This is a genomic window from Zhouia amylolytica, from assembly GCF_900116365.1.
Classification (GTDB): domain Bacteria; phylum Bacteroidota; class Bacteroidia; order Flavobacteriales; family Flavobacteriaceae; genus Zhouia; species Zhouia amylolytica.
Window position 1 is genome coordinate 243,886 of sequence record NZ_FPAG01000007.1, and the last position, 26,144, is coordinate 270,029.

Annotated in this window: 22 protein-coding genes; 9 read left to right on the forward strand and 13 right to left on the reverse strand. The window is 37.2% G+C overall.

What is annotated here, in order from left to right:
* Positions 1-139: 139 nt before the first annotated feature.
* Positions 140-1,159, forward strand: a complete 1,020-nt coding sequence (locus tag BM361_RS12910; RefSeq protein ID WP_074979327.1) for a sensor histidine kinase — start codon at positions 140-142, stop codon at positions 1,157-1,159.
* Entirely contained in the window at positions 1,156-1,845 is a 690-nt protein-coding gene (locus tag BM361_RS12915) for a LytR/AlgR family response regulator transcription factor (RefSeq protein WP_074979329.1), read from the forward strand. Before BM361_RS12910 ends, BM361_RS12915 begins: the two co-directional genes overlap by 4 nt.
* Positions 1,846-1,905: 60 nt before the next feature.
* Here the strand turns inward: BM361_RS12915 and BM361_RS12920 are convergent, their stop codons facing one another.
* The 4 genes from BM361_RS12920 to BM361_RS12935 all read right to left on the reverse strand — a co-directional run bounded on the left by BM361_RS12920 (position 1,906) and on the right by BM361_RS12935 (position 6,351).
* A complete protein-coding gene (locus tag BM361_RS12920) occupies positions 1,906-4,380 on the reverse strand; it encodes a TonB-dependent receptor (RefSeq protein ID WP_074979331.1) in 2,475 nt (824 codons plus the stop codon).
* Positions 4,381-4,464: 84 nt separating this feature from the next.
* The gene (locus BM361_RS12925) at positions 4,465-5,289 is read right to left on the reverse strand and encodes an AraC family transcriptional regulator (protein ID WP_074979333.1); all 825 of its coding nucleotides are present in this window, start codon (positions 5,287-5,289) and stop codon (positions 4,465-4,467) included.
* 241 nt (positions 5,290-5,530) lie between these two features.
* A complete protein-coding gene (locus BM361_RS12930; protein WP_038263784.1) occupies positions 5,531-5,728 on the reverse strand; it encodes a hypothetical protein in 198 nt (65 codons plus the stop codon).
* 164 nt (positions 5,729-5,892) lie between these two features.
* Complete coding sequence (locus BM361_RS12935) at positions 5,893-6,351, reverse strand: cold-shock protein (RefSeq protein ID WP_038263786.1); 459 nt, start codon at positions 6,349-6,351, stop codon at positions 5,893-5,895.
* A gap of 181 nt (positions 6,352-6,532) precedes the next feature.
* Here BM361_RS12935 and recQ point away from each other — a divergent pair, with 181 nt between their 5' ends.
* The gene (gene recQ / locus BM361_RS12940; protein ID WP_074979335.1) at positions 6,533-8,647 is read left to right on the forward strand and encodes a DNA helicase RecQ; all 2,115 of its coding nucleotides are present in this window, start codon (positions 6,533-6,535) and stop codon (positions 8,645-8,647) included.
* Between the two features lie 16 nt (positions 8,648-8,663).
* On the opposite strand, the gene BM361_RS17005 is transcribed toward recQ, so the two are convergent.
* The 7 genes from BM361_RS17005 to BM361_RS12970 all read right to left on the reverse strand — a co-directional run bounded on the left by BM361_RS17005 (position 8,664) and on the right by BM361_RS12970 (position 16,713).
* On the reverse strand, positions 8,664-8,831 hold the full coding sequence (locus tag BM361_RS17005; protein WP_161808346.1) for a hypothetical protein: 168 nt from the start codon (positions 8,829-8,831) through the stop codon (positions 8,664-8,666).
* 158 nt (positions 8,832-8,989) lie between these two features.
* Positions 8,990-9,583: a Crp/Fnr family transcriptional regulator gene (locus tag BM361_RS12945; RefSeq protein WP_074979337.1), complete on the reverse strand. Its 594-nt coding sequence runs from the start codon at positions 9,581-9,583 to the stop codon at positions 8,990-8,992.
* A 140-nt stretch (positions 9,584-9,723) separates the two neighbouring features.
* A complete protein-coding gene (locus BM361_RS12950) occupies positions 9,724-11,982 on the reverse strand; it encodes a xanthine dehydrogenase family protein molybdopterin-binding subunit (RefSeq protein ID WP_074979339.1) in 2,259 nt (752 codons plus the stop codon).
* Positions 11,983-12,019: 37 nt separating this feature from the next.
* On the reverse strand, positions 12,020-12,484 hold the full coding sequence (locus BM361_RS12955; RefSeq protein ID WP_074979341.1) for a (2Fe-2S)-binding protein: 465 nt from the start codon (positions 12,482-12,484) through the stop codon (positions 12,020-12,022).
* Between the two features lie 389 nt (positions 12,485-12,873).
* Positions 12,874-14,340, reverse strand: a complete 1,467-nt coding sequence (locus tag BM361_RS12960) for a T9SS type B sorting domain-containing protein (RefSeq protein WP_083425947.1) — start codon at positions 14,338-14,340, stop codon at positions 12,874-12,876.
* Between the two features lie 146 nt (positions 14,341-14,486).
* Complete coding sequence (locus tag BM361_RS12965; protein WP_038263803.1) at positions 14,487-16,160, reverse strand: formate--tetrahydrofolate ligase; 1,674 nt, start codon at positions 16,158-16,160, stop codon at positions 14,487-14,489.
* Between the two features lie 124 nt (positions 16,161-16,284).
* Positions 16,285-16,713: an FKBP-type peptidyl-prolyl cis-trans isomerase gene (locus BM361_RS12970; RefSeq protein ID WP_074979345.1), complete on the reverse strand. Its 429-nt coding sequence runs from the start codon at positions 16,711-16,713 to the stop codon at positions 16,285-16,287.
* 225 nt (positions 16,714-16,938) lie between these two features.
* Between BM361_RS12970 and BM361_RS12975 the strand changes: the two genes are divergently transcribed.
* Positions 16,939-17,511, forward strand: coding sequence for a pseudouridine synthase (locus tag BM361_RS12975; protein ID WP_074979347.1), 573 nt, complete (start codon positions 16,939-16,941; stop codon positions 17,509-17,511).
* Positions 17,512-17,534: 23 nt separating this feature from the next.
* Here the strand turns inward: BM361_RS12975 and BM361_RS12980 are convergent, their stop codons facing one another.
* Together BM361_RS12980 and BM361_RS12985 are read right to left on the reverse strand one after the other, a co-directional pair.
* Complete coding sequence (locus tag BM361_RS12980) at positions 17,535-21,092, reverse strand: ABC transporter permease/M1 family aminopeptidase (RefSeq protein WP_074979349.1); 3,558 nt, start codon at positions 21,090-21,092, stop codon at positions 17,535-17,537.
* A gap of 10 nt (positions 21,093-21,102) precedes the next feature.
* Positions 21,103-21,981 (reverse strand): ABC transporter ATP-binding protein, encoded by an 879-nt coding sequence (locus BM361_RS12985; RefSeq protein WP_074979351.1) that lies wholly within the window; start codon positions 21,979-21,981, stop codon positions 21,103-21,105.
* A gap of 207 nt (positions 21,982-22,188) precedes the next feature.
* Between BM361_RS12985 and BM361_RS12990 the strand changes: the two genes are divergently transcribed.
* From BM361_RS12990 to BM361_RS13010, 5 genes are all read left to right on the forward strand, one after another.
* Entirely contained in the window at positions 22,189-23,304 is a 1,116-nt protein-coding gene (locus BM361_RS12990; RefSeq protein ID WP_074979353.1) for a sensor histidine kinase, read from the forward strand.
* Positions 23,301-24,005 carry a LytR/AlgR family response regulator transcription factor gene (locus BM361_RS12995; RefSeq protein ID WP_074979355.1) on the forward strand — a complete coding sequence of 235 codons (705 nt, stop codon included), beginning with the start codon at positions 23,301-23,303 and terminating at the stop codon, positions 24,003-24,005. Before BM361_RS12990 ends, BM361_RS12995 begins: the two co-directional genes overlap by 4 nt.
* 99 nt (positions 24,006-24,104) lie before the next feature.
* Entirely contained in the window at positions 24,105-24,404 is a 300-nt protein-coding gene (locus BM361_RS13000; protein ID WP_074979357.1) for a GNAT family N-acetyltransferase, read from the forward strand.
* On the forward strand, positions 24,401-24,985 hold the full coding sequence (locus BM361_RS13005) for a TMEM175 family protein (RefSeq protein ID WP_038263823.1): 585 nt from the start codon (positions 24,401-24,403) through the stop codon (positions 24,983-24,985). The genes BM361_RS13000 and BM361_RS13005 overlap by 4 nt, the downstream gene beginning before the upstream one ends.
* 124 nt (positions 24,986-25,109) lie before the next feature.
* On the forward strand, positions 25,110-25,946 hold the full coding sequence (locus BM361_RS13010) for an OmpA/MotB family protein (protein ID WP_038263826.1): 837 nt from the start codon (positions 25,110-25,112) through the stop codon (positions 25,944-25,946).
* Positions 25,947-26,144 lie beyond the last annotated feature (198 nt).

The window sequence follows — 26,144 nt, forward strand, 5'->3', positions numbered from 1 at the left end:
TTGTGCCAAATAAGTTCTGTAAACCCAGAAAACAAAACTGTAAACACGGAAATTAAGACTTGAACGGGTTCACCGATTCGATTCACGGGTTTACAGATTTGTTTATCTTTAACCTCACATACATGCTACATTTGCCTACATGACTAAAAAACAACGCCTTTTACTTTACGGGATCTGTATCCTCCTTTTTTTATTTGGGTTTGACCTCATAAACACTCTGAGTCAGGGAAATCGTGTGGAATGGAATAAGTTCTTCAGTTTTTATCATATTACCACACTCGTATATATGACTGCAACTTTCTGGTTAAGTTATAAACTGTGGAATCTTGTATGGCCACAACGCAAATGGCTCCATATTATCGGGGTCGTGGTATTGTTATATGTATTTTTTATAAGCTTTCGATATTTGCTGGAAGAAGTTATCAGTCCGCTATTAATTGGACATGGGAATTATTTCACCGGGGTCACCTTTCAATATTACGTTAGTGATAATTTATATTATGCCAGCATTTATATCGTCGTAGGATTCTTATTATTTCTGCTTGATCATCAGATTAGACTGCAAAAAGAAAAGGCAGCTATGGAGGTTATAACGAGAAATGCAGAGTTGGATTTTCTGCGCTTACAGGTAAGTCCTCATTTCTTATTTAATGCATTAAATTCTATTTATGCACTGGCCTATAAAAAGGCAGAAGAAACTCCGGAGGCGATCTTACAATTAAGTAATTTAATGCGCTATGTGCTATACGAGAAAAACGAGATGGTTGATCTTGATCAGGAATGGGATATGTTGCAGGACTTTATTTCGCTACAGGCTATAAGGCTTAATGAACCACTGCAGTTGGCCACAGAAAAAAGCGGACGTATTAATGGATTTCAAATACCTCCTTACTTACTGATTGCCTTTGTCGAAAATGCATTTAAACATGGTATTCTAACCCACAAAGATGACCCATACAAACTCTCTTTATCGGCTGAAAATGACCATGTTCGGTTTATTTCAGAAAATAAGATTGGAAAAAAGAACAAAGACCACCAGAAAGGAATTGGTCTGGATAATATCCGAAAAAGATTAGATTTACTATATCCGGACAAGCATCGTCTGGTAATTAATCATACTGCCACGCACTTCAGCGTCGATTTAACTATACATTCATGAGCATAAGAACAGCCATTTTAGATGATGAACCTTTAGCACTAGATATTCTGAACGATTATGTAGCAAAAACAGCTTCCCTTGAGTTGGTATTGGCCAGTACCGATCCTTTTGAGGTTTTACAAATGGTACAAGAGGGTAAAGTTGATCTATTACTGCTGGATATTCAGATGCCCGAATTAACCGGGATACAGTTTATGAAAATCGTAAAAGAACAATGTCGAATTATACTCACTACTGCATACACGGAATATGCCATGGATGGATATGAGTATAATGTGGTGGATTATTTACTAAAGCCCATTCCCTACCACCGATTTTGCAAGGCGATCGATAAACTAACTCCTAATGAAGATACTCCTGTTATTGGAGGTTCAGATGACTTTATTTTTGTAAAAAGCGGTTATAAAACATTAAAATTACTTTTAAAGGACATTGTATACATCAAATCTGATAGTGATTATATTGCCTATTATTTAACCGATGGCAGTAAAGTGTTAAGCCTGGACAATCTCAAGGACTTACAAGACAAACTCCCAGGTAGTTTTTACCGTGTTCACAAGTCTTATATTGTCAATTTAGAGCATATTACCTCTATAGAACGCAATCGTATTACAACTTGTTTACAAAATATAATTCCAGTTGGTGACCGCTATAAAGAAGCATTTTTCAAAAGAATTCAATCCTAAAAAAAAGACATCAAACCATGAGGTGTGATGCCTTCTGAGTACGCATATATGTTATAATCATTAAAACTCTTGCTTACCGAACTCACTGTCGATAAATTTCGATTTGTTTTTACCTGATTTTAAAGTATAAGAGAGATTTAACAGTACCATATCCACTTCATAGATGTAATTGGTAGTCGTATAAAACTGATTGGGACTGTAAGTGGTAATTCGCTGTTCATTCGTATTTAAAAGCCCCATATCCATATTAAGCCATTGTAAGGTGGCCGTTAGCCTGTTATTTAAAAAAGATTTTTGAAAAGTAAGATTCGGTGAATAAAACCTGGAATCCTCCCCTTGAGCAGTAACTCGCTCAGACAAATAGTTAAAATTAAACTGTACGGAAGCAGTTTTCCAGAACTCATAAGTCGAGTTGATATTTATGGAATACACAGTATTATTGGTGTTTACAGGAGCATTATTAAAGCTTCCCTTTAAGTTGTAATGGTTTAGGTTCCCTCCTATATAATTACTCCACTTTTCTGTGACATTGAACTGAGATCCTAATTCCAATCCGATGGTTTTTGCATTCCCGACATTCGAATAGATCCTGTTTAAAATTGTATCATTATAGACCGTATTAACTCTGTTCACCACATTCTTAACGTTACGGTAATAGGCTGTCGCAAATAAGGTATTTCCATTCTTTAAATCTTTATTCACTCCGATTTCAAACAAGTCAATGAATTCTGGTTTTAGCGTGGGATCTCCTTGTTCCAGAGTTTCTGAATGTTCTCTTTCGGGAAATGGATTCATTTTAAATGTTGTGGTTCTTTCAATACGCTTGGAATATGCTGCTTTCAGATCTGTGGTTTCATTCAGGGCGTACTGTACACTTGCCGACGGGAATAGTTTAATGAAATCGTAGTGATAGGTCGTGTCTACAATTCCTATTTTATCTTTAAGGTCGTATGAACGATCCATACTTTCAAGACGAATTCCGGCGCTATATTCCCATTTATTTTTAGTACCATCCAGTTGCAGGTAGCCCGAATGAATGTTTCTCTTAAGGTCTGCGTCACTGGAAAATTCCGGAACCAGTTCAAAGGTTCCCGTATCATTGTTCAATCGCTCATAAACAAAATCTCCAATATGACTCAAACCTCTAAACTGGTACCCTAAGGAAAATGTACCAAAAGACAGGGGTTTACTTACGTAATCTACCTGAAATCTAGATCCAAATAAAGGATTATCGTTCGTATTATACTCATCCTGATAAACTACGGAGGTATCAGGATAACCCAGATTCTGATTTACTGTGGGTCCGCCAAGTAAGGTATATTCGTAAAGGAAAGAAGCCGTTAACTCAGCTTCATTTTGAAAGGTATGTGCATAATCGAAACTTCCCAGAATGAAGTCCCCTTTTCTGGTACGCAGGTTGTGATTGAAGTATTGAAATGTATAGATTCTATCGCCACCATCAGCAGGTGTTATTGCATGGTTGTCATAATAAACAATATCCGCCAAACGGTCTTTGGTTCGTTTTCCTGCATAGAATCCAAAAGAAAAGTCATTCTGGTCATTGAGTTTGTAATCAACAGTAAGGCGACCATTATAGTTAATCTCATCAAAACTTCTTTCTCCGGTAGATGGGAAGCGGGTTAAGGTGTCATTGATAATCGTAAACACATCTCCTTCTCTTCTGCCTCCGAGATCATTTCTCTGGTAACTGGCTCCGAAAGAAACATTCCAACGGTCATTTCGAATGTTATATGTAAAATCGCCTCCGTATCTACGATGTATCTCTTCGTTTCCATAGGTCTCTATAGACGGTAATCCACCTTTAATATTTACTTGTGCAAAAGCACCATTCAAAGCACCTTTTTTAGTGATGATATTAAGCATTCCCGCTTTTCCTTCCGGATCGTATTTTGCTGAGGGAGCTGTTATAACCTCTACTTTTTCAATAGCATTGGCAGGAAGTTGACTGATAAAAGAAGCCGGATTACTTTGTAACGGCTTACCGTTTAACAATACCACAAAACCACTAGAACCTCTGACGTTAATTTCTCCTTGACCATCGATATTTACTGAGGGAAGATTTCTGATGACATCAGCCCCGGAGCCCCCTTGAGCAGTATTAAACTGATCTGCTTCAAACACTTGTCGATCTATTTTACTAATTACTTTCTTTTTATTGGCTGCTACCACTACCTCCGAAAGTTCATTTCCTAATCTTAATTGGATGGTTCCCAGGTTTTGCGTCTTATGCTGCTTATTTATGATAATGTTATTGATATAACGAGGTTCAAAACCTATAAATGAAGCTTTTATAAAAAAAGTACCTTTCTTTAAATCAGGTATTTCAAAGTTTCCGTCTATATCGGTAACCACTCCTGTTACCAAGGTACTATCCTTTTCCTGGTAAATAGTAGCCGTAGCATATTCTAAAGGAGTGTTGGCATCATCAATAATTTTTCCGCGAACCTGACCATACAAGTTTATTCCACAAAAAAGGAAAAGAAACAATAGAGAAAATAATTTGAAATATTTCATGTTTTAAACCATTACATTTAATGGCGTCAAAGATACTTTTTAGGCAATTCTGAAAATGGTATAAATGAAAAATAAATGGTGTATTTAGAGCACTTGTCCTGTTTTTCTAAATTGCAATGGTGTTATTCCGGTATGTCTTTTGAAATATTTGATAAAATTTGAAGTGTCTTGAAAGCTTAATTTATGTGCTATATCAGAGATACTCAAATCCGTATATAGCAATAATGATTTAACTTCTTTTAAGACATAGTAAGAAATAACCTGGGAAGCTGTTTGCTGGAAGCTTCTTTTGCATAAGTTATTGAGATTCTGCGGAGTCATATATAGTTTCTCCGCATAATGCCCCACATGAACTTTAAGGTCTGTCGCAATCAAATTGAGAAACAGTAATTTCACATCTTGTTTATGATTGTTGGTTTGTCCTTTAAAGTCTATTAGATTCATTAAGATGACCTTCAAAATCCCTTCAAAGATTTCCGGGTTGGGATTCTTTTGTTCGTATTCGCTGCATAGTGCTTTAAAAAGGTAATCTAAATGTTCTGTCTTTCCTGTTGGAACCTGTAATATGTCGATCTCATTTAATTGCAGAAGTTGTGAGGTAATGGTTTTATCGCTGACCTTTTTCAGATAAGTTTCTTTAATGATAACCACAAACCCCCGGGGTTTGGTAGCAATCTCCCAATGATGTACCTGATTCTTATTAACGAAGAAAAGGACCGGCGGTTCGATTCTATAATTATTTAATCCAAGATTATGATATCCACTCCCTTGGGTAAAGAAGACAATTTCAAGGTATTTATTGTGTTTATGAGGTTTGGTGTAACGTTTATTGATATCAAACTTCGCTACTTTAATATCCCCTATCGCATTCATTTTATCGACTACAGGTATTTCCTCTTTTCCGGCCATTATTCTTTAAAAATGAATAACGAAAATATGGAAAGTTGCTATGTAATGATGGAGTTGTTATTGTTTTAACATAAAATAAAGGAATTGTTGATATCAACAATTCCTGAATAATAGCTTGAATGGATGACTCGAACTTTCTTTGAATAAGAAATGTTATAAGATTCAAACCTATCAAATGCCCTGATAAATTAAATTTTCAGTTTATTGAATGGATATTCCGAATTATAATTACTGCTGGAAGTTAGGATTTCTTCAGCTCGGCTATTTCAGCCTTAAGGGAATCTATCTTTTTCAATAAAGGAACAACTTTCTCCCCTATTTCTTCATCGTATTCCCAACCAGGAGTCTTTTTGGTGGTATAAGTCGATGTCCAAAATCCTATTCCAAAAAAGAAGATGGCAATTAATATGATATCAAAGAGGCGGTTATTTTTCATCATATATAGATTTTTGTTCTCTTGTAAGTATAGTAACAAATATATAGAAAACAATCTATAGTTCAGTGACAATTATCTATTCTCAGGAATAAACCAAATGAAAAAAGCTTCCTGATGCATTACATCACCAGGAAGCTTTTATATTTTGTTCTCCTATATTTCTGGAGTTATTTTCTCAATGTTACCTTCACGGCATTCATTCCTTTTGCTCCTTTTTCCAATTCGAATGTAACTTTATCATTTTCCATAATGTCATCAATCAGTCCGCTTACATGAGTAAAATACTTTTCCTGATTATCCGTGTCTATGATGAATCCATATCCTTTAGAGTTGTCAAAATAGGAAACTTTTCCTTTTCTAACCGGATCGATTTCTTCTTCAGACGCTATCGTCTTGGGAACACTAACATCGATATTAGCGGCTTCTACCTCTATCTTTTCGGAAGGATCCGGAGGGGTATCCGTTAAATTACCATATTGATCTACATATGCAAATTCAATTCCCTTAGTACCATTTTCTTTTACATCAGCTTTCCGAGCCTCCATTTTCTTTTTCTTTTCCTCACGTTTTTTTAAACGCTTTTTCTCTCTTTGACTCTTATTATACGATTGCTGAGATTTTGCCATAGTTTCAATTAAAAATTTATGTTATGCTCCAAAGATACCGTTTTAAAAAGAGCTCAAAGAACTTATAGGCTTCTATTTGGTTAATTAGGGGTAATTTATTTTAATTAAGAGGGTATTTGAATCCTGTTTATGCTGTTCTTTTTAAATCCATTACTTTTGTGCCCTAAATGAAATAAGGCATATGGCAGGCACCCAACTTCAGGATCAATTAATACCTACTCTTAAGAAATATTTTGGCTACGACAGCTTTCGTGGGCAGCAACAGGTAATTATTGAAACTGTCCTCAATAAAAATAATTGCCTGGTGATTATGCCTACCGGAGGCGGAAAATCTATTTGTTTTCAATTGCCTGCATTATTGTTCAAGGGGGTTACTTTGGTGATATCTCCCCTAATCGCCTTGATGAAAGACCAGGTAGACGGACTTAATGCCAATGGTATAAAAGCGGCTTACTTTAACAGTAGTCAGACTCCTGAAGAACAACAGTTAATAATCGATCAGGTTGCGGATGCTAAGCTTAAATTACTCTATGTGGCACCAGAGAGCTTACCCGGACTTGAAAACATACTCAAGGAAAATTACATCAGTTGTGTTGCCATTGATGAAGCGCACTGTATCTCTTCCTGGGGGCATGATTTCAGGCCTTCTTATCAACAATTGGGCTTTTTAAAGAAACAGCTCCCCAATACGCCTGTAATTGCTTTAACGGCAACAGCGGATAAGGCTACCCGACAAGACATACTCGATCAGTTAAACATTTCTAATGCACACTCATTTATATCTTCTTTTGATCGAAAGAATATCGAAATTGAAGTTCGTCCGGCTGATAAAAGAGCCCAGCAGATTATCCGCTTTATAAAGAAGCGACCGCAGGAAGCTGGTATTATTTATTGTCTAAGCAGAAAGAGTACGGAACAACTGGCTGAGACATTACAAAATAACGGAATCAATACCCGTGCCTATCATGCAGGCCTGGGTTTTGAAGAACGCAGCAAGGTTCAGGAAGACTATTTGTTTGATAAAGTGCAGGTTGTTTGTGCTACGGTAGCTTTTGGAATGGGTATTGATAAATCGAATGTACGATGGGTTATTCATTATAATATGCCCAAAAACCTGGAAGGCTACTACCAGGAAATCGGGCGTTCAGGTCGTGATGGCCTAAAGGCTCATGCCCTGCTCTTCCACAGCTATGCAGATGTACTTCAATTACGAAAATTTGCAGAAGGCAGCGGTAATGAAGAGGTGCAACTTGCCAAACTGGAACGAATGAAACAATTTAGTGAAGCAACCAGTTGCCGACGTAAAATATTATTGAGTTATTTCGGTGAGTTGTTAGCTGAAAACTGCGGTAACTGTGACGTTTGTAAGAACCCACCCAAGTTTATTGACGGCACTATCATAGCTCAAAAAATAGTATCGACGATTGCAAGATTAAATGAGAGCGAGGGCGTTGGAACCATTATAGACATTCTTCGCGGTGCTCAAAACGCTACCATTCTCGAACGACAGCTCAACCAGGTAAAAACCTATGGTATTGGCAGCGATATTGGATGGAGAGACTGGCAGCATTACTGTATTCAGCTTATTAACCAGGGACTTTGTGAAATAGCTTTTCATGAAAACAATACCTTAAAACTTACTGATTTATCAAAAAAGGTGCTTTTTGAAAATCAACAGGTGTGGCTAACCAAACCGGTAATTATTAAAGAAAGCGTTAAGGAAGCTCCAGTTAAGAAAGCTAAAACCACCAACGTCAATAACCTGTTCGAGCGTCTGCGAAAATTGCGTTATGAAATTTCACTGGAAGAAAACATCCCTGCCTACCTCATTTTCAATGATGCTACCCTAAAAGAAATGGAACAGGTTCGTCCTATGAGTGAAACCGAACTGTTGAATGTTAGTGGAGTTGGGCAACACAAAATGGAAATTTACGGAGATCGATTTATTGCTGAAATTTTAGACTTTATGGGATCTAAAATTAAAAAGCCGCGAAAAACAGATACGCATCTAAAAACTTTTGAACTCTATAAATCCGGAATGTCTATTGAGGAGATTTCTATTAAAAGGAAATTAAAGACGACCACCATTTATTCTCATATTGCCAAACTATACAGTGACGGAAAAGACATTAACATCTATGATTTCATCACTAAAAATGAAGTGGCTGCTGTTCAAAAGGCTAAAGAAAAACTAGACGATCCCAGCGGATTAAAACCTTATTACGAATATTTTGAAGAGCAACTTGACTATTTTAAAATTCGACTGGCCTTGAGTGTTGTTGATAAGGCGTCGTAAGTGAATTGGGTTAACATTAAACTTGTACCCCTGCTTTTTCTATGGTGCTGATAATTCTGTTGTAGCGCTCTTTTTGCTTTTTGAAATCGCGTTTCTTTTTCTGACCATAATGATAGCCAATGCCTATTCCCAAAGCAAAGGTGACACATATAATAACAAACGCATAAATGATTAAATATGACATCGCGTACGGGCTTTAGAGGTGTGTACACACCGATGGGTAAACAATTTGCAACAATCAAGGATAAATGTATGCTATTAGTGATTAGGCAGGTTTAGAAGGCTCTAAAAACTTCAATTTCCTTGACATTTGTCAAGATATACCATGAGTCGATGGGGCTCCTAATCCTCCCTGTTGAAATCTTTTAGTATCCTGCTAAAAGTTTCCGGTCGAATATTAAGCATGGAGGCCAGGTATTTATGAGGTGTGCGATTTAGCAAAAATTTATTACCGGTTTCTAAAAAATAATGAAAGCGTCCTTTTGCAGAAGGGATTCTGGATAATAAGGTTCTGTTTTCTGCATGTATATAATACTCGATCAGTAAGGCTGTAAATATCTGATTCATTTCCGGGAATAAGGCCAGTGCCTTCTGCAGGTTATCATAACTGATATATTCAACCGCCGTATCTTCCAGAGTTTGCATGGTTTCCCGGGCATTTTCGTTTTTAAAGAAGCCGGTTATTGAAGTTACCAGTTCATTATCAATGCTTATCCATGTCGTTATCTCCTTAGCTTCAATTACATGATATCCCCTGATCATTCCCTTTTTTATAAAATACAGGCTATCACATAGTTGACCGCTTTCATTTAAAACCGTTCCTTTTTTATAAATATGTGTCGTAATATTACTTTGAAAAAATTGTTTTAATTCAGATGAAAGAGGTGCAATTTTTTCTAAAAAAAATATACTTAAATAGACCTTTTTATTTTTCACTTAAGGGTTTTTATCTACTGAATACTTACTGCTATATCTTTCTTTGAATAATTCCTGGGTTACCTCAAAAAGAAAGATCTTCCGGAACTCATGCGCTCCGGAAGATCCAAATATACTTCTTTAAGTGGATTTTATATAATTTATGACGGCATTTCAGAACCATTATACATAAATGGCTGGTGATAAAAACGTTTCCCGGTTGCCTTATATAAAGCATTAGCAAGGGCACCCATTACCGGTGGTAATGGCGGTTCTCCCAGTCCGGTTGGATGAACATCACTATCGACAAAATGTACCTCTATTTCTTTAGGAGCTTCATTATGCCTGATCAAACGGTATTTATCGAAATTATTTTGCTGTGGAACTCCATCTTTGAAAGTCATCTGACTATACATGGCATGTCCGATACCATCAACAGTTCCTCCTTCCATCATATTGGTAGCTGCGATTGGATTAACCACAATTCCACAATCGACGGTACAGTATACTTTCTTTATAACAGGCTTATCACCTTTCATTTCAATATCGAGTACATTAGCCACATAAGAGTTGTGACAATAATAAGCTGCTACACCTCGATGCAGACCCGCACTATTCGAATTCCATCCTGATTTCTCTTTCACCATTTTTAGTACTCCTGCATAACGCTCTGCGTCGTAATCATTTCTTTCGCCTACAGGATTTTTCATAGCCTTTTCAAAAAGTTCCAAACGGAAGTCGATCGGATCTTTTCCTGCCGCTTCTGCAACTTCATCGAGGAAAGATTGTTCGGCACCGGCTATAAAGTTAGAGCTTGGAGCTCTCCATGCTCCTACGCTAATGTTTGATGATTGTGTCCAGGATTCGGCGAGATAATTCTCAACGGCTCCTGCAGGATACCTGTTGGCAAATAAAGCAGCCTCGGGTATGCCACCGGATTTCACATGAAAACCGATTAAGTTTTTATCCTTATCCAAAGCAGCACGATAGGTTACATAATATGCAGGACGATAAATTCCAAAACTCATATCATCTTCACGGGTATAAATAAGTTTGACCGGAGCTTTTACTTTTTGAGAAATAACGGCCGCCTCTACCAAAAAATGACCGTACAGACGTCTTCCAAAACCCCCTCCCTGACGTGTCATCTGTATGTCAATTTTATCCAATGGAAGTCCGATTCGGTCTGAGACTGATTTTTCCATGTATTCCGGCGTCTGAATGGGTCCAACCAATTCGGCCTTTTCATCAGTAACATCCGCAAAAAAGTTCATAGGCTCCAGGGTGTTATGAGCTAAGAAAGGTGCTGTATAGACACTTTCTATGATCTGATCTGCATTTTTAAAAGCCTTTTCCGGATCACCATCTTTCCTGACCACGTTGGCGGTCTTTCCTGCGGCCTCTTTCATTCTCATTAAATGATCAGAAGTACTCTCTAAACCTGATGGCACTTTATGTTTGGAGGTATTCTCTTCGCTCCATCCATAGACTTCATATTCATAAGCTTCAAAAGGTTCCCATTCTATATTCAATGCTTTTTTCGCTTGTAACACCTCCCATGTAGAATTTCCGATTACAACGACCAATTCCGGAAATGAATCTACATCACACCATCGTCTTGGCGTTCCTTCTTCATAGGTGTTTATGACCATGACATCTTTAATTCCCGGCATTTGTCTTGCCTCGGTATCCTCTACCGATTTAAGTTTCATTCCAAAGGCCGGTGGATGAACAGTCATAGCGATCAGCATCCCCTCTTTTTTATAATCTAAACCAAATAGTGGTTTTCCGGTAACAATATTTTTAGCATCGACATTCTTACGGGAAGTTCTTATGATTTTAAAATCTTTAAATTCTTTTAACTCCAGCTCCTCAGGTACAGGAATTGAAACTGCAGCAGCAGCCATTTCGCCATAACCTGCTGTTTGTCCACTTGCTTCGTGACTAAGAACGCCTGCAGCCGTGGTTATTTCTTCTGCCGGAACATTCCAGGTTTTAGCTGCTGCCTGTACCAGCATATAACGTGCTCCGGCACCAGCCATTCTCAATCCGTCCCAACTCTGTCGAATCGATTGGCTACCTCCCGCTAATTGTCTTGTGAAGACTGCTGTATTTAATGGGGCTTGTTCAACGATGACGTCCTTCCAATCTGCATCTAATTCTTCAGCAATAATCATAGGCATAGAGGTTTTTACATTTTGCCCTATCTCCGGATTTGGAGACATGATTGTAATCATTCCGTTGTCACCGATTTTTAAAAAGCCATTAATTTCAAACCATTCATCAGGCATCTTAGCAACGTCATCAACTTTAGGCTTACAGGAAGCCAGCCAACTAAATCCGATAACCATGCCGCCACCAGCAAGTGCTGATACTTTTAAAAATGATCTTCTTCCGTATGTTGTTTTTATTAGTGTCATTGTGTGATTTTTTAAGTAGCTGTTTTAAAGAAGTATGTTATGCCTCCTGCGAATTTGAGGCCGATTTAATCGCTGCCTTAATTCTGAAATAAGTTCCACAACGACATATATTTCCACTCATAGTATCTTCGATTTCCTGATCCGATGGATTCGGATTGTTATTCAGCAAGGAAGCCGCTGACATAATTTGACCTGCCTGGCAATATCCACATTGTGGCACATCATGCTCTAACCACGCCTTCTGCACCGGATGATCGGCTTGTTCTGATAAACCTTCTATCGTTGTTATTTTTTGGGATGATACAGCAGAAACGGGTAATTGACACGAACGTACAGCACTACCCTCTACATGAATGGTACAAGCTCCACATTGAGCAATTCCACATCCGTATTTGGTACCTACTAAATTAAGATGATCTCGAAGAACCCATAAAATTGGCGTTGATGGATCTACATCAACCTGATGAGTTTTTCCATTAACATGAAGTGTAAATGAAGCCATAATTTATTTTTTCCATAAGTTACTAACTTTAAACATAAAGTAAGTATTTAATGTTAAAAAATTAGCATTTCTTTAAGAAGTTAATTTTTATCTCTTTAGAGAGATAATACGAACAGTAATATGAAGAAGATTTTCAGAATAATTTCAATCACCTTTGAGACAGATAGGAACCGGGTTAACTAAATAAAAAGGGAAATCGGGTGTTTGGGCCATTTGTACATGTTTATAACACCCGATTTATATATTAGCACCAAACTTCTTGTGGGGCTCGTGCTATTAATCAACTTTAAATTACAACTTATAGTTAAGGTGTTGAAAATGAATCGTTAAACGGTTAACATATTACGGTTATCAACAGGTTATTAACAATTTTCACCTTAGGAACACCGCTAACGAAGTAAGGTGAAATGACCGTTTTTTGTAGTGCCATCTTCAAAGTTAACTAAAAACCAGTAATCTGCAGAAGGCAAAGGATTCCCATTAAAAGTACCGTCCCATCCTATCGAATGATTATCAAAGGTATCGATTGGCCTTCCATAACGATCAAAAACCTTAATGGTATAATCTATATTTGAAATATCAAACAAACTCCAGTAATCGTTTATACCATCTCCATTGGGTGTAAAAAACTTTGGTCCGCCAAGCAAAACCACCTCTTTATGAAAAAAACCACAACCCTCGATTTCTCTGATATAAACCGTATACTTACCTCCTGATAAATTAGTAAATGAATTAGACGATTGGTAATTGATATTATCAAGAGAATAATGGTAGTTGGTCCTGTTCGGAATCTGAACATGAATGCTATTATTGCCGGATAAATCAGTAATCGCTAAGGAAACATTGGGTTGGTTATTGGTATCGATTAAACGAACTTCTACTGTTGCCGTATCCATACCACAGGAGCCATTGGAAATGGTATAGGTATAGACTCCCTCCTGATCTGTTAACGGATCAAACCAGCCTGAACCACCTGATAAGGCTGGCGACCAGCTACCTCCGGCGTCCGGACCATCACCCAAAAAAGCATATAAATCGACAGGACCATTATTAACGCACAAGTCTGCTACAGCATCTGAACCGGCAAAAGGAGATTGATCTATCGAGACAGTTACGCTTGCACTCGAATAACCACAATAATCATTTCCAACCGTATAACTATATACCCCCGGGGCATCTCTTTGAGGATCAAAATATCCACTTCCATTTCTTAAAGGCGGAGACCATGTACCTCCTAAATCGGGGCTTCCTTCCAGGGCATCAAATAAATTAAACGGACTGCTACCTTCACATATAGATAATGAAGTACTGATTCCGGAATTTGCGGTGTCGATCACCTCCACATATACTTCTGAAACCGTAGTGCCACAGGCACCACTTGCAATATATGAGTAAATCCCGGGTTCATCGACACTTGGATTGAACACACTTGTTCCGCTTGATAATTCAGGTACCCAGGTACCTTGATTCGATGTGTCATTAGTAAAACCGATAAGATCGACCGGACCCGCATTGCTGCATAAAGTAGTTGAGGTAGTCGTCGCTGCTATTGGATCAACAACACTTACTTCAACTTCTACTTCATATAGGGTTACATAGTTGGTTGTTACAGTGTACAAATAGGTTCCTTCATTATCCACAGCCGGGTTGAATATTCCCTGGCCTCCCGACAAGCTTGGTGACCAGACACCACCAGCTACGGCATCAGCATTTAGCATCGTAAATAAATCGACTGAAGATTCATTTGAACATATTTCCAAAGACACAACAGCAGTACTTCCGGACGAAGTTTGGGAATAGCAAAATAAAGCAGGCATTAACAAGAATGCACACCTTAGCATTTTGAATAGATTCATAGGGTAAGTTTGGGTGGTTGTTATATGAATAAAAGGTATTCAATATAATTTGTTTTGATTTGGGACTTAAATATAGTTAAAATTTAATTTTAACAAAAAATCAACTACCCAAACTTATCCTGAATTCATGAATGCATTAATGATTTTTAAGACAATCCACCGATCGTTCCATATTCATCAATATGCATTCCTTCGGAGGCTGGTGTTTCTGGAAGCCCTGGCATGCGCATCATGCTTCCGAGGATCGGGATTATAAACTGCGCTCCGGCAGCTATTTCTATATCCCTAACCGTTATATTAAATCCTTCTGGCCTTCCGATTAGCTTAGGATTATCTGAAAATGAAGTTTGTGTTTTGGCCATACAAACCGCAAAGTTTTCAAATCCTAACTCCTTAATCTTCTTCAATTTTTGTTTAGCCTGTGGACTATAATCCACACCAATTGCTCCATATATTTCACGAGCAATGGTGGATACCTTATTCTCTATAGGATCACTCCACTGATACAATGGGGTATATTCTTCCTGATTTTCATCGACAATGTCTGCAACCGTCTTCGCTAACTCTATATTCCCTTCTCCTCCCATTTGCCAGCTTTTAGAGACGATAGCTTCGATTTGGAGGCTTTTACATTTTTGTATAATGAATTCTTGTTCTTCCATGGTATCTGACACAAAACTATTTATGGCCACTACCGGTGTCAGGTTGAATTTTTTAATATTCTCTATGTGTTTCTCCAAATTACAAAAGCCTTTCTTAACTGCTTCCAGATTCGGTGTATTGTAATCTTCTTTTGCAACGCCACCATGATGTTTTAAAGCTCTGATAGTCGCTACGAGTACCACAGCTTTAGGGTTTAATTCGGCATAAGCGGCTTTGATATTCAAAAACTTTTCAGCTCCTAAATCCGCGCCGAAACCTGCCTCAGTAATCACATAATCAGAAAGTGACATAGCCATTTTTGTGGCAATAATCGAATTGGTGCCCTGAGCAATATTCGCAAATGGCCCCCCGTGAATAATCGCAGGATTTTTCTCCAGTGTCTGAACCAAATTCGGCTTTATGGCATCTTTTAAAAGGATGGCCATAGCATCCTGAGCCTTTAAGTCTCTTGCGAAGATTGGCTTTTTATCATAGGTATACCCTATGAATATGTTCCCCAGGCGTTCTTTTAAATCGTCAAAATCTTTAGCCATACACAAAATGGCCATAACTTCAGAAGCTGGAGTTATATTAAATCCTTCTTCCCGTGGGATACCATTAGCGGTACCACCAAGTCCGATAATTATATTTCTAAGGGCTCTGTCATTCATGTCAATTACCCTTTTCCAGACAATGGTTCTCGGATCGATATTTAAGTTCTTTGTTTTACTTTGCAAGTTATTATCGATAAGTGCCGATAATAAGTTATTTGCTTTTTCGATGGCGTTAAAATCTCCTGTAAAATGGAGGTTAATATCTTCCATAGGAACCACCTGTGAACAGCCTCCTCCTGCAGCCCCTCCTTTGATGCCAAAAACAGGTCCTAAAGAAGGTTCACGAAGCACCACGGTTGATTGCTTTCCTATAAAATTCATCCCTTCTGACAGGCCTATTGAAACCGTAGTTTTTCCTTCACCTGCCGGAGTCGGAGTAATCGCGGTAACCAGAATCAGGTTACTATTCTCAATTTTATCTTCATCGATTAATTCAAGCGGAAGTTTTGCTTTGTAATTACCATACATCTCAAGATCCTTATCATCTAGATATAGTTTATGAGCTATGTTTTTAATGTGGGTCATCGGATTTGAATGGGCAATTTCTATATCGGAAAGAAACATAGTTATATAATTTATATTTTACCCAAAAATACGTCCTATTCCATTCAAAGATCATGATAATTATCAGTCATAAAAAAAGCCGATCAATGAATTGATCGGCTTCCTTATAGGTTTGCTATTTAGCTTATTTAATTTCAATCAATTCTAAATCGAAAACTAAATCTTGTCCAGCAAGTGGGTGGTTAGCATCAATTACAATATGATCCTCTTTCACCTCAGCAATACGAAGTTGTTGCTCAGCTCCATCAGGGCTTTTCGCAACTAATCCCATACCTACTTCTGGTTTTATGTCTTGTGGTAATTCTTCATTTTTAACAACTTGAAAAAGCTCTTCTCTTACTTCTCCGTAAGCTTCTTCCTTAGGAATAGTAATGGTTTTCTTTTCGTTAACTTCCATTCCAACTAATCCCTTTTCAAAACCAGGAATTAACATTCCATCACCAAGTTTTACTTCTAAAGGACCTCTGGCTGCAGAGCTATCAAAAACTTCTCCGTTAGATAATTTTCCTGTGTAATGTACGCTTACGGTATCGTTTGCTTTTACTTTACTCATAAATATAATCTTTGTAATTTATAGTATATTAATGTTTTGCAAATGTATGGTTTATAAAATGGCTTCTCCCAAAATATTGGAGAAATCTGAGAATTTGACATAACCTTAACAATTAAAGGCTGTATCGGGTTAATTACCAAATACATACCTCCTGTTTTTTCGGTTCCGGACAAAGCAATTGATTATCTTTTGGATTTCCTTAAATTCGCGCCATAATTCATCGGGATGCAGCATCGACATTTTATTCATTTTAAACCTTTCGGGTATATCAGTCAACTCAATAGCAATGACGACAGACAACTTCGTAAAAAAAAGTTTATCAATGAATTATTTGATTTCCCAGAAGGTACAATGCCTGTAGGCCGACTTGATGAAAAATCGGAGGGTTTGTTGTTATTAACCACCGATGGCAAGTTATGTAATCAAATTAACAGCGGTGGTTATGAAAAAGAATACTATGTGCAGGTGGATGGTGAAATAAACGAAGAAGCTATCGACGAACTTAAGACAGGTGTTTTAATTGGTATCAATGGTAAGAAATACAAAACTCAACCCTGTAAGGTGCATCGCATTGCGACTCCTGAACTTCCCGAACGTCGAAAGAAAATAAGAGATCCACGCCATGGGCCAACCAGCTGGATTTCTGTTACTATCACCGAAGGTAAATTTAGACAAGTGCGTAAAATGACCTCTGCTGTTGGTTTTCCGACACTTCGCCTGGTAAGGTTCAGGGTGGCAACGATAACCTTAGATAATTTACAACCGGGAGCCACTAAGTCCGTTTCGGAGCTGGTATAAACGCCCCCGGTTAATTATAAGGGTTACTTGATGTTATCGACGCGATTGATGTCTAAACGAGTACCAAATGGATCTACAGCCACATACTGAGGTTTCTTATCTACAATAAAATGCAGGACTGTTTTTTCCTTTGCTAAATTTTGATTATCCAGATAAATAATATCTTCATCTGACTGAAGTTCAGAAGGGTGTTTCATAAAAACCCCCACAGGAACCGGTTCATTGATGGTTATTTTTTTTTCACTCCCGTCTTCTAAGGTTTGATATCGTTTTGCAGCAATACACATGCTCACCTGGTATTTCCCATTTTCCAATGATTTTATTTCTACTTCTTCTACTTTTAAATCATAAGTGATGATTTTTTTAAACCAATCGTCAATCAAAGCATGATATTTACCTGGAGTCTCTTTATAAAGTTCGTTGATAAAGGCTATTGAAGTTACAGAAAATGCCGGTGCCGTTCTTTGCTCTTCCAGCAGCCGCTTTAAAACCTTGTTGACTTTGCTTTCTCCTATTAATTCACTTAAAGCATACAGAACGGTATGAGCCTTGCCATACGAAAGAAAGCGCTCCCCTTCTACCTTGTATAAAGGCGATTCCAGCTGCTCATGATAGGAACGACCTGAAAAATAAAGCCGGTTGGCATTCTCACTGAGATCCCAAAGTGCTCTTTTTCCATACATTTTCTCCATGACCATAGCTTCTGTGTACTTGGCAAGTCCTTCTATCAATAAGGCTCCTCCTGCAACAATCTTTGGCGTTAACCCATGTCCCCACCATTGATGCGACACCTCGTGAATCGTCCTTTTTGCAACCAGGTTGAATTCCTGTTCTTCTCTTACATCCGACAAATACAACCTGTTTTCTACCATACTGATAGTGCCCGGATGAGCATAGCCACCCATGGGCCAATGCCCCGGTACCTCTGCAATTCGGAGGTGATTAAAGTCGTAATTCCCAAAATTAGAAATACAATAATCTAAAGCATATCGAGCTGATCTTTGAATCTCCTTAATGTTAAACTGATGTTGGGGATGAAAATACTGCTCTATCCTTATTCCCTTGTAATGATCAACCAAAGTATCATAACAGGCTGAGAAATATCCCGCTGTTGGAACTACTTTATCTTTGGCTTTGTATCTGTAGTACTTTCGATCCTCCTCAGTCCACTTTTCGGTTAAGTCTCCTGAACCAATAGCTATTTGATCGATACTGGTGGAGATGAGAGTTTCATAAGTCACCTTCCCAAATCCCATCGCTTCATTTATGATATGTTCATCACTAACTACACTGGATTCTAAGGGTGGTAAGTCCCTTTTTGTACGTTCGTAACTATTTTGTATTTCTAAACTATTCCGATACCCTAAAACCGGACTAAAATCCTTATGCATGATGTAACTTCCATTTTCTATAATTCCCGGGTTGATTTCATACCCCTTTTGTTTATAGTTGATTTCATATCGCATTTGAATGGAATCTTTAGGTGCTAATGGCTCGGCGAGTTGAAACAGATAAACTCCCAGGTCAGGATCCTGTTCTATTAAAGCAGCATTTTCAAAGCTTAAGAATTTCAATGGTTCCTTTTCAGTTACAAAGATCTCTGTCAATCTTTCTGTTCCTTTATTCTGTAGGATATATTCAGCCTGTACCTTGAACTGCCTTTTATGTGGGTATAAATCTACCTTAGTTTTTATGGACAATGGAAATAGCTGGGGCAAGGTGTCATATTGCTTGTATAATCGCTCATAGACTTCCCTTTTGTTTATGTAATCGGCCGTACTATGGTAAGATACCTCTATATTGGTATTATGGTATATGACTGCACCGGAACACAAAAAAGTAACCGACAAACAAATTAGAATTAAATTGCTCTTTTGATTCCAGCCGGATCGCAATATCCGCCAACGATAATGAAGCCGTGTAACTTCTCCTCTTTTCCACAATTTATAACCGAAGAACACCAACAAAAATGCAATTGCCAACCAATATAACGCGAGGTGATTAAACATTTTGGTTTGATCACCGTATCCGTTCATATTTGTATATCCGGGTGTTGGTAAGGCTCCAAAATGAAATAAAGGATGTTCGATACCCAGGAAACCGGCTACCTGAGTCCCCAGCACAATTATCAACACTCCGGTAAGTGTCATTCCTATATATTTATTATTGAACATCGTATGCATAAATAAAGTGATTGAACTGTATATAAACACAGGAATACCCTGATGATAAAGCATCATCAGGTATTGTTTTAATTCAAAGTTGTAATAACCTAAGCTTATTTGAAAACCTAAACATATTAAGATCCCGGTAACCATCAGTACCAAAGGCAATGTCACTAAGGTTATAACTTTTGAAAAGTAAAGTGTTCGGTTTTCGACAGGTGTAACGTCTACAATAACATGTAAACCATGACTTCGATCTCTCCAATACAATTCACCTCCATAAAAAATAATAAGGATGGTACTAAGAATGGCTAAGGGCTGAGATATCAATCCTATCAGGAGGTTAGTTGTCGGGTATAAACTATCATTGTACTGCCCCCCCTGATGAACTCTGGAATAGACTTCGGATATTACAATAATGATCCAGCAAATTGAAATAGCTACAAAAGGAAGACTTTTAAACACTCCATTTAAATCTGCTTTAAGTAGGGAAAGAAAAGCTTGTCGCTGACTTCTTTTGGTCAATTCCGGTATCACGGGCTGATATGCCTTCATTTCCTTAGACTCAACCGCTATTACCCCTCGCCTTTTTATGGTTTTACTAATATTTCGATAAGAAAAACGCCTGAAGGTAATAAGCAACAGTAGGAATGCAACTGTGAACCACAGCATTCTGTTCCACATAAAATAACCCGAGAAAGCAATCATTTCCGTGTTTTTTTGAAAAGGCGTCCAATATTGCGTCTGCTCAAAAAATGCTGAAATCGCAAAGGGATCAGAAATTGCCGCTATAGCCATACCTTCAGGAGAAGCCGGTACAGCCTGTGCCATTAAAGGAGAATTTAAGTAAATGGAACTAATAAAATACAAGGTATAGACACCTACAGCACTCACATAGATGGCAATGTTATTTTTGGCGAAAAGTCCGACGGAAAAGATGATAGCCGAACCGATAAATATATTAGGCATAATGATACAACAAATGGCCCATGCGTAGTGTGAAAAATCAAATGAGCTTATTCGTCCGGGATCAATGCCTGGTAAAAAGGTACTGATGAGGAAACCAATTAAAAACATAGAAAAAGTCAGTACACTGCTAAGGTATACCCCTAAAAACCTGACAACAAAAAAGCGAAGCTTTTTTAAAGGGGTTGAATACACTAATGGAGCCATATTAAATTGCTTGTCGCGAAGAATACCACTGACTGTAAAAAACATGATAATGAATACACTCCCTAAAGTAAATAATGATGTTATGTGGGCTATAGCGTAAGCGGAATTATAAAATAGTTCGCCTCTTGTAGCGCCTTGCTTTCCCATTAAAATACCAAATCCAAGAAAAAGTATGGAAAGCCATAGAAATGCACGCTGTCTTAACTGATAATAAGCTTCAAACAGAATTAGATGTCTAAACATAGATATCGAATTAAATTGATTGATTAATTAATGAAGAGAAATACAAATCTTCCAGGTTCGCTTCCACCGGCTCAAAATCGAAGCCCGGGTGTGGGTCTGAAACGACTCGAATCTGGGTTTCTCCGGAGATTAAACGTGCTGAAATAACATCGAAATTTCGATGGTAGGTATCCAAATCATTTTTTGTGATGATTTTAGACCAAATCTTGCCCTGCAGTTTCTTGACCAGTTCTTTGGGGTTTCCCTGCTCTATAATTTGTCCTTTAGACAAAATAGCCATGCTTTTGCATAGATCGCGTATGTCTTCTACAATATGAGTAGACAAAATAACCACTACGTTCTCTCCTATTTCACTTAACAAATTCAGAAAGCGATTACGCTCTGCCGGATCCAATCCTGCGGTAGGCTCATCCACAATAATCAATTGTGGGTTTCCTAATAAGGCCTGGGCAATTCCGAATCTTTGTTTCATTCCTCCTGAAAAGGTGTATACTGATTTTTTACGATGATCGTATAGGTTGGTCTGTTGCAGTAAAGCTTCGATTTGGTTCCGTCTCACTTTCTTGCCGGTGATACCCTTTAATACCGCGAGATGATCTAATAGTTTTTCTGCAGATACTTTAGGGTATACTCCAAACTCCTGAGGCAGATATCCTAGTTGCTTTCTTATTTGCTGTGGGTTTTGCAGAATATCGACCTCGTTAAAAAGTATTGATCCGGATGAGGGTTCCTGAAGGGAAGCAATGGTACGCATTAAAGACGATTTACCTGCTCCATTGGCTCCCAACAATCCAAACATTCCATTGGTGATATCTAAGGAAACCCCACTTAAAGCTTTGGTTCCATTTGAATATGTTTTTGTTAAATTTCTTATTTTTAAGGTGTTCATATCATAAATGTTAAATATGGAATACGAACTTATAGTACCTTAAAAATTTATCCCATTTTTTATGATATACACTATTCAAAAGGCCATGCATCAGTTGCTATTGGAGTCCAAATGAATTCATATTAAATAAGGATCGGTTGGATTAAAAAAATATCCTGTTCATCAAAATTTTTATTCTATGTGTCTCTGGTGACTTATTTTTGACCTATGATGAGATTTTTAAAAAAATACAAAGCCTTCTTTTTTGGAGCTGTAGTAACTATATGTATCCTTATAATCCTGAAGGTTACCGGAATTATAATCATCAATCCTAAAGCATGGGTAGAAAACACTTTACTTTTTCTGTTTTGGTGGCTCTTTATTTCTATACCCATATATAAGTTTACATACATTCGAAAACAGAAGCAGTTGCTTTTAAAGCTGTTGATCTTGTGCGTATTATTAATCCTGATCGTAGCCATTGACAGCACTCTCGAGATCAGAGACAACCCTATCACCATAAGCTTATTAATTGCATTCTGGCTTGGGGTTACGTATGTAATTGCACCAGGGTTTTTCAATAAATATAAAGTACCTGCATTGATCGTTTACGGAGCCATTCTGATTTACTTTTTCTATGCAAGATTCGGAAATTCATATTTTGAAGTACACAAAGAACGCGTTGTTTCATTTTTATTAATTCCCATTCCCTTTTTTATAGGGTTATGGGTGTTTGAACAATGGAAATGGGTGAAATCGCTGGAAAATGACAAAAAGGAAGCGGAACTTGCCTTATTAAAGAGTCAATTGAACCCACATTTTTTCTTTAATACCTTGAACAACCTTTATGGCCTAACTGTAGAAAAATCAGATGAGGCTCCCGAAATTGTATTGAAGTTATCGGACATGATGAGATATACCATTTATGAAGGAAAACACGATTGTGTTCCGCTTATAAATGAGTGCTCCTATTTAGAGAATTATATCGATCTGCATCGCATCAGATATCAAAAAAATATTGAGATACAATTTACTCATGACATCGATAAAAATGTGGAGGTAGCTCCCTTACTCTTTATAGTATTACTGGAAAACGCATTCAAACATGGCGTCGAAAGTATGGCCGAAAATGCTTATATTCATTTGAATTTAAATACCACACCAAACAAAATTGAATTTCAAATTGAAAACAATTTTGACATTAGTAATGCAAATACCAAACCCGGTATTGGTATAAACAATTTAAAACACCGTTTAAACCTTATATATCCAAACCGACACAGGTTTAAAATAATTAAGGAAAATAATACCTTTATTGCACGTTTGGAAATAACTCTTGTATGATCTCATATATTATCATTGATGATGAGCCCATTGCTCATAGAATAATTGAAGGATATTGCGAACATTTACCACAATTAAAAAAAGCTGGTAATTGTTTCAATGCATTCGAGGCCATGCAGTTATTAAATGAGCAACAAATTGATCTTCTGTTTTTAGATATCAATATGCCCAGGCTTTCCGGGCTCAGTTTTATTAAAACACTTTCAAATCCTCCCGAAATAATCATAACCACCGCTTATAAAGATCATGCATTGGAAGGGTATGAACTGAATGTGTGCGATTATTTATTAAAACCATTCAGTTTTGAGCGCTTTATGAAAGCCATCAATAAAGTGTCCATAAACATAACATCTTTGTCTAAAAATGGAACATCAACTCCTGATGATATCAGTCTTAAAAGAATCTTCCTTAAAGGAAATAAAAGGCACCATCAAATTGATATCGATCATATTTTGTTTATTGAAGCTTGTGGTAATTATTCAAAGGTGGTACTCCTCAATGAATCTATTGTATGTCATGAAAAAATTTCTACTTTAGAACATATGCTTCCGTCAAAAAAGTTTTTAAGGGTTCATAAATCATTTCTTGTTGCTCTTGATCATATTGATATCATTGAAGGAAACAGAATTTTAATCAAACAACATAAAATACCAGTCGGACAAACTTATAAAGCGGCAATTAATCATTTAATTAAACATTAAATCTTGTTAAAGACCTGAATTTCGTTTCAATTAAGTAACTTATCATACATCAATGCAGTACTCATTGAATGTTCATAGGTTTGATTAAAATTTATTCTAATGGAATTGAAGCTTATTAATAACGAGCCTCAAAAAAGGTTTGAGGTGCACTACGAAAACTCTATAGCGTTTGTTGACTATAAATTGTTTAAAGGTGGAATTGCATATATACATACGGAGGTCCCCAAAGCATTAAGCGGTAAAGGCATTGGGTCCTTTTTGGCCAAAGGGGTATTGGATTATGCGGACGAGAACGGATTAAAAGTAAAGCCATATTGCCCTTTTATCAAAGCCTATATCGATCGACACGTTGAATACCAAAAGAACTCAATTTTTCATCAGAAAGACGCAGGGGTATGAAATCGGGAAGATTAGAAGCTTTTAGCGATGGTGTATTGGCCATTGTAATTACGATCATGGTGCTGGAGATGAAGGCCCCGGAAGAAATAACACTCGAAAGTCTATTCAGTGTTTGGCCTGTCTTTATTAGTTACCTGTTAAGTTTTATATACCTGGGAATTTATTGGAATAACCATCACCATTTAATGCAGGCTACGGAAAAAGTTAACGGAACCATATTATGGGCTAATTTACATCTGTTATTCTGGTTATCCTTAATCCCCTTTTCCACCAGTTGGCTTGGTGAAAATTATTCGGCCCCCCTGCCGGTAGCACTATACGGTTTTATTTTACTTATGTCTGCAATTGCCTATCGAATATTAGAAATCGCACTTATAAGATATCATGGTAAAGAACACGTACTTCAAAAAGCCCTTAACAAGGGAAAGAAAGAACTAATTTCTATGGTCCTTTACATCATTTCAATTCCCGCTGCCTTTATTAATATTTGGCTTGCTCTTGGTTGTATTGTGTTTGTTGCTATCCTCTGGATTGTTCCTGAACGGAAAATCGAAAACCTTATTAAAGAAAAGAATGAATAATATTTCAGGGATAAAAGCCTGTAAACGTGACATAAACAATGAATTCATAAAACTTTTTCAAGTCTAAATAATCTATATTTCTCAACTGTCCGTAAGTAATTATAGAAAACAATTAAATTTAGATATGAAAAAAGTAACGATCACATTACTAACTTTTGCACTACTAACTTCATGTGTTTCAAAAAAGAAATATGTTGCACTGGAACAGGAAAATGGTGAAATAAGAAGTCAGCTTCAAAAAACAGAAGTTGAGAAAGAAGAGCTAGAGGCTAAATTTGCAAAAATCCAATCACGTGTGGATGAATATAACAGCAAAATAAACTCATTAACAGAAGAAAACAACTCAAAAATGGTTGCTGTTGATGACGTAGCGGTTATTTCAAATGATGCACGCGAACAAATGCGTGAAACCCTTAAAAATGTAGATCCTGCTATCGTAAGTCAGGCGACATCTTTAAAGGACTCTATGAATATTGCTGTTTCATACAATCTTCAAAAATCTTTAGATAACAGCACCTTGAATGAAGATGAAGATATTGCAATTGATATCGACGAAACGGTAGTGATGATTTCAATTTCTGATAAAATGTTATTCAATTCAGGAAGCTATAGAGTGAGTAATAAAGCAAATGCCATACTTCAAAAAATAGCTGATATCATCAACTCTGAAGAGAGCCTTGATTTAATGGTAGAAGGTCATACAGACAATAAACTTTTACTTGAATCTGCTGGTATCAGAGATAACTGGGATTTAAGTGTGTTACGTGCTACTTCTGTTGTACGCAAATTACAAAACGATTACGATGTGGCTCCTGAAAAATTAATCGCATCAGGAAGAAGTTTTTATCAGCCGCTTGTAAGCAATGATACAAAGGAGAACAGAGCTAAAAACAGAAGAACTCGAATTGTAATCCTTCCGAACATTGACAAATTCTTTGCTTTAATGGCTTCGAATCAATAAATAAAAGATTTATTCTTTTCTAAAAGACGGCTTAGGCCGTCTTTTTTTATGCCTTGCTATTAGGCATAATAATAAATTAAATGATGAAAAAGCCTATCTTTGTCTATACATGAAGACAAACCAGCTCTATAGACAAAATAATTCCCGCATTTATTCGCGTGCTTATGGAGTTATCAGATGCCAACCACATCGGTTTGT

Bases quoted from the DNA above. Each gene is read 5' to 3' on its own strand.
- BM361_RS12950 (WP_074979339.1), bottom strand. From the start codon at position 11,982: ATGACACTAATAAAAACAACATACGGAAGAAGATCATTTTTAAAAGTA.
- BM361_RS13005 (WP_038263823.1), top strand. From the start codon at position 24,401: ATGAAATCGGGAAGATTAGAAGCTTTTAGCGATGGTGTATTGGCCATT.
- BM361_RS17005 (WP_161808346.1), bottom strand. From the start codon at position 8,831: ATGTCATATTTAATCATTTATGCGTTTGTTATTATATGTGTCACCTTT.
- BM361_RS12915 (WP_074979329.1), top strand. From the start codon at position 1,156: ATGAGCATAAGAACAGCCATTTTAGATGATGAACCTTTAGCACTAGAT.
- BM361_RS12970 (WP_074979345.1), bottom strand. From the start codon at position 16,713: ATGAGTAAAGTAAAAGCAAACGATACCGTAAGCGTACATTACACAGGA.
- BM361_RS12985 (WP_074979351.1), bottom strand. From the start codon at position 21,981: ATGAACACCTTAAAAATAAGAAATTTAACAAAAACATATTCAAATGGA.
- BM361_RS12980 (WP_074979349.1), bottom strand. From the start codon at position 21,092: ATGTTTAGACATCTAATTCTGTTTGAAGCTTATTATCAGTTAAGACAG.
- BM361_RS12955 (WP_074979341.1), bottom strand. From the start codon at position 12,484: ATGGCTTCATTTACACTTCATGTTAATGGAAAAACTCATCAGGTTGAT.
- BM361_RS13010 (WP_038263826.1), top strand. From the start codon at position 25,110: ATGAAAAAAGTAACGATCACATTACTAACTTTTGCACTACTAACTTCA.
- BM361_RS12990 (WP_074979353.1), top strand. From the start codon at position 22,189: ATGATGAGATTTTTAAAAAAATACAAAGCCTTCTTTTTTGGAGCTGTA.
- BM361_RS12935 (WP_038263786.1), bottom strand. From the start codon at position 6,351: ATGGCAAAATCTCAGCAATCGTATAATAAGAGTCAAAGAGAGAAAAAG.
- BM361_RS12930 (WP_038263784.1), bottom strand. From the start codon at position 5,728: ATGATGAAAAATAACCGCCTCTTTGATATCATATTAATTGCCATCTTC.
- BM361_RS12975 (WP_074979347.1), top strand. From the start codon at position 16,939: ATGCAGCATCGACATTTTATTCATTTTAAACCTTTCGGGTATATCAGT.
- BM361_RS12910 (WP_074979327.1), top strand. From the start codon at position 140: ATGACTAAAAAACAACGCCTTTTACTTTACGGGATCTGTATCCTCCTT.
- BM361_RS12920 (WP_074979331.1), bottom strand. From the start codon at position 4,380: ATGAAATATTTCAAATTATTTTCTCTATTGTTTCTTTTCCTTTTTTGT.
- BM361_RS12925 (WP_074979333.1), bottom strand. From the start codon at position 5,289: ATGGCCGGAAAAGAGGAAATACCTGTAGTCGATAAAATGAATGCGATA.
- recQ (WP_074979335.1), top strand. From the start codon at position 6,533: ATGGCAGGCACCCAACTTCAGGATCAATTAATACCTACTCTTAAGAAA.
- BM361_RS12960 (WP_083425947.1), bottom strand. From the start codon at position 14,340: ATGAATCTATTCAAAATGCTAAGGTGTGCATTCTTGTTAATGCCTGCT.
- BM361_RS12995 (WP_074979355.1), top strand. From the start codon at position 23,301: ATGATCTCATATATTATCATTGATGATGAGCCCATTGCTCATAGAATA.
- BM361_RS13000 (WP_074979357.1), top strand. From the start codon at position 24,105: ATGGAATTGAAGCTTATTAATAACGAGCCTCAAAAAAGGTTTGAGGTG.
- BM361_RS12965 (WP_038263803.1), bottom strand. From the start codon at position 16,160: ATGTTTCTTTCCGATATAGAAATTGCCCATTCAAATCCGATGACCCAC.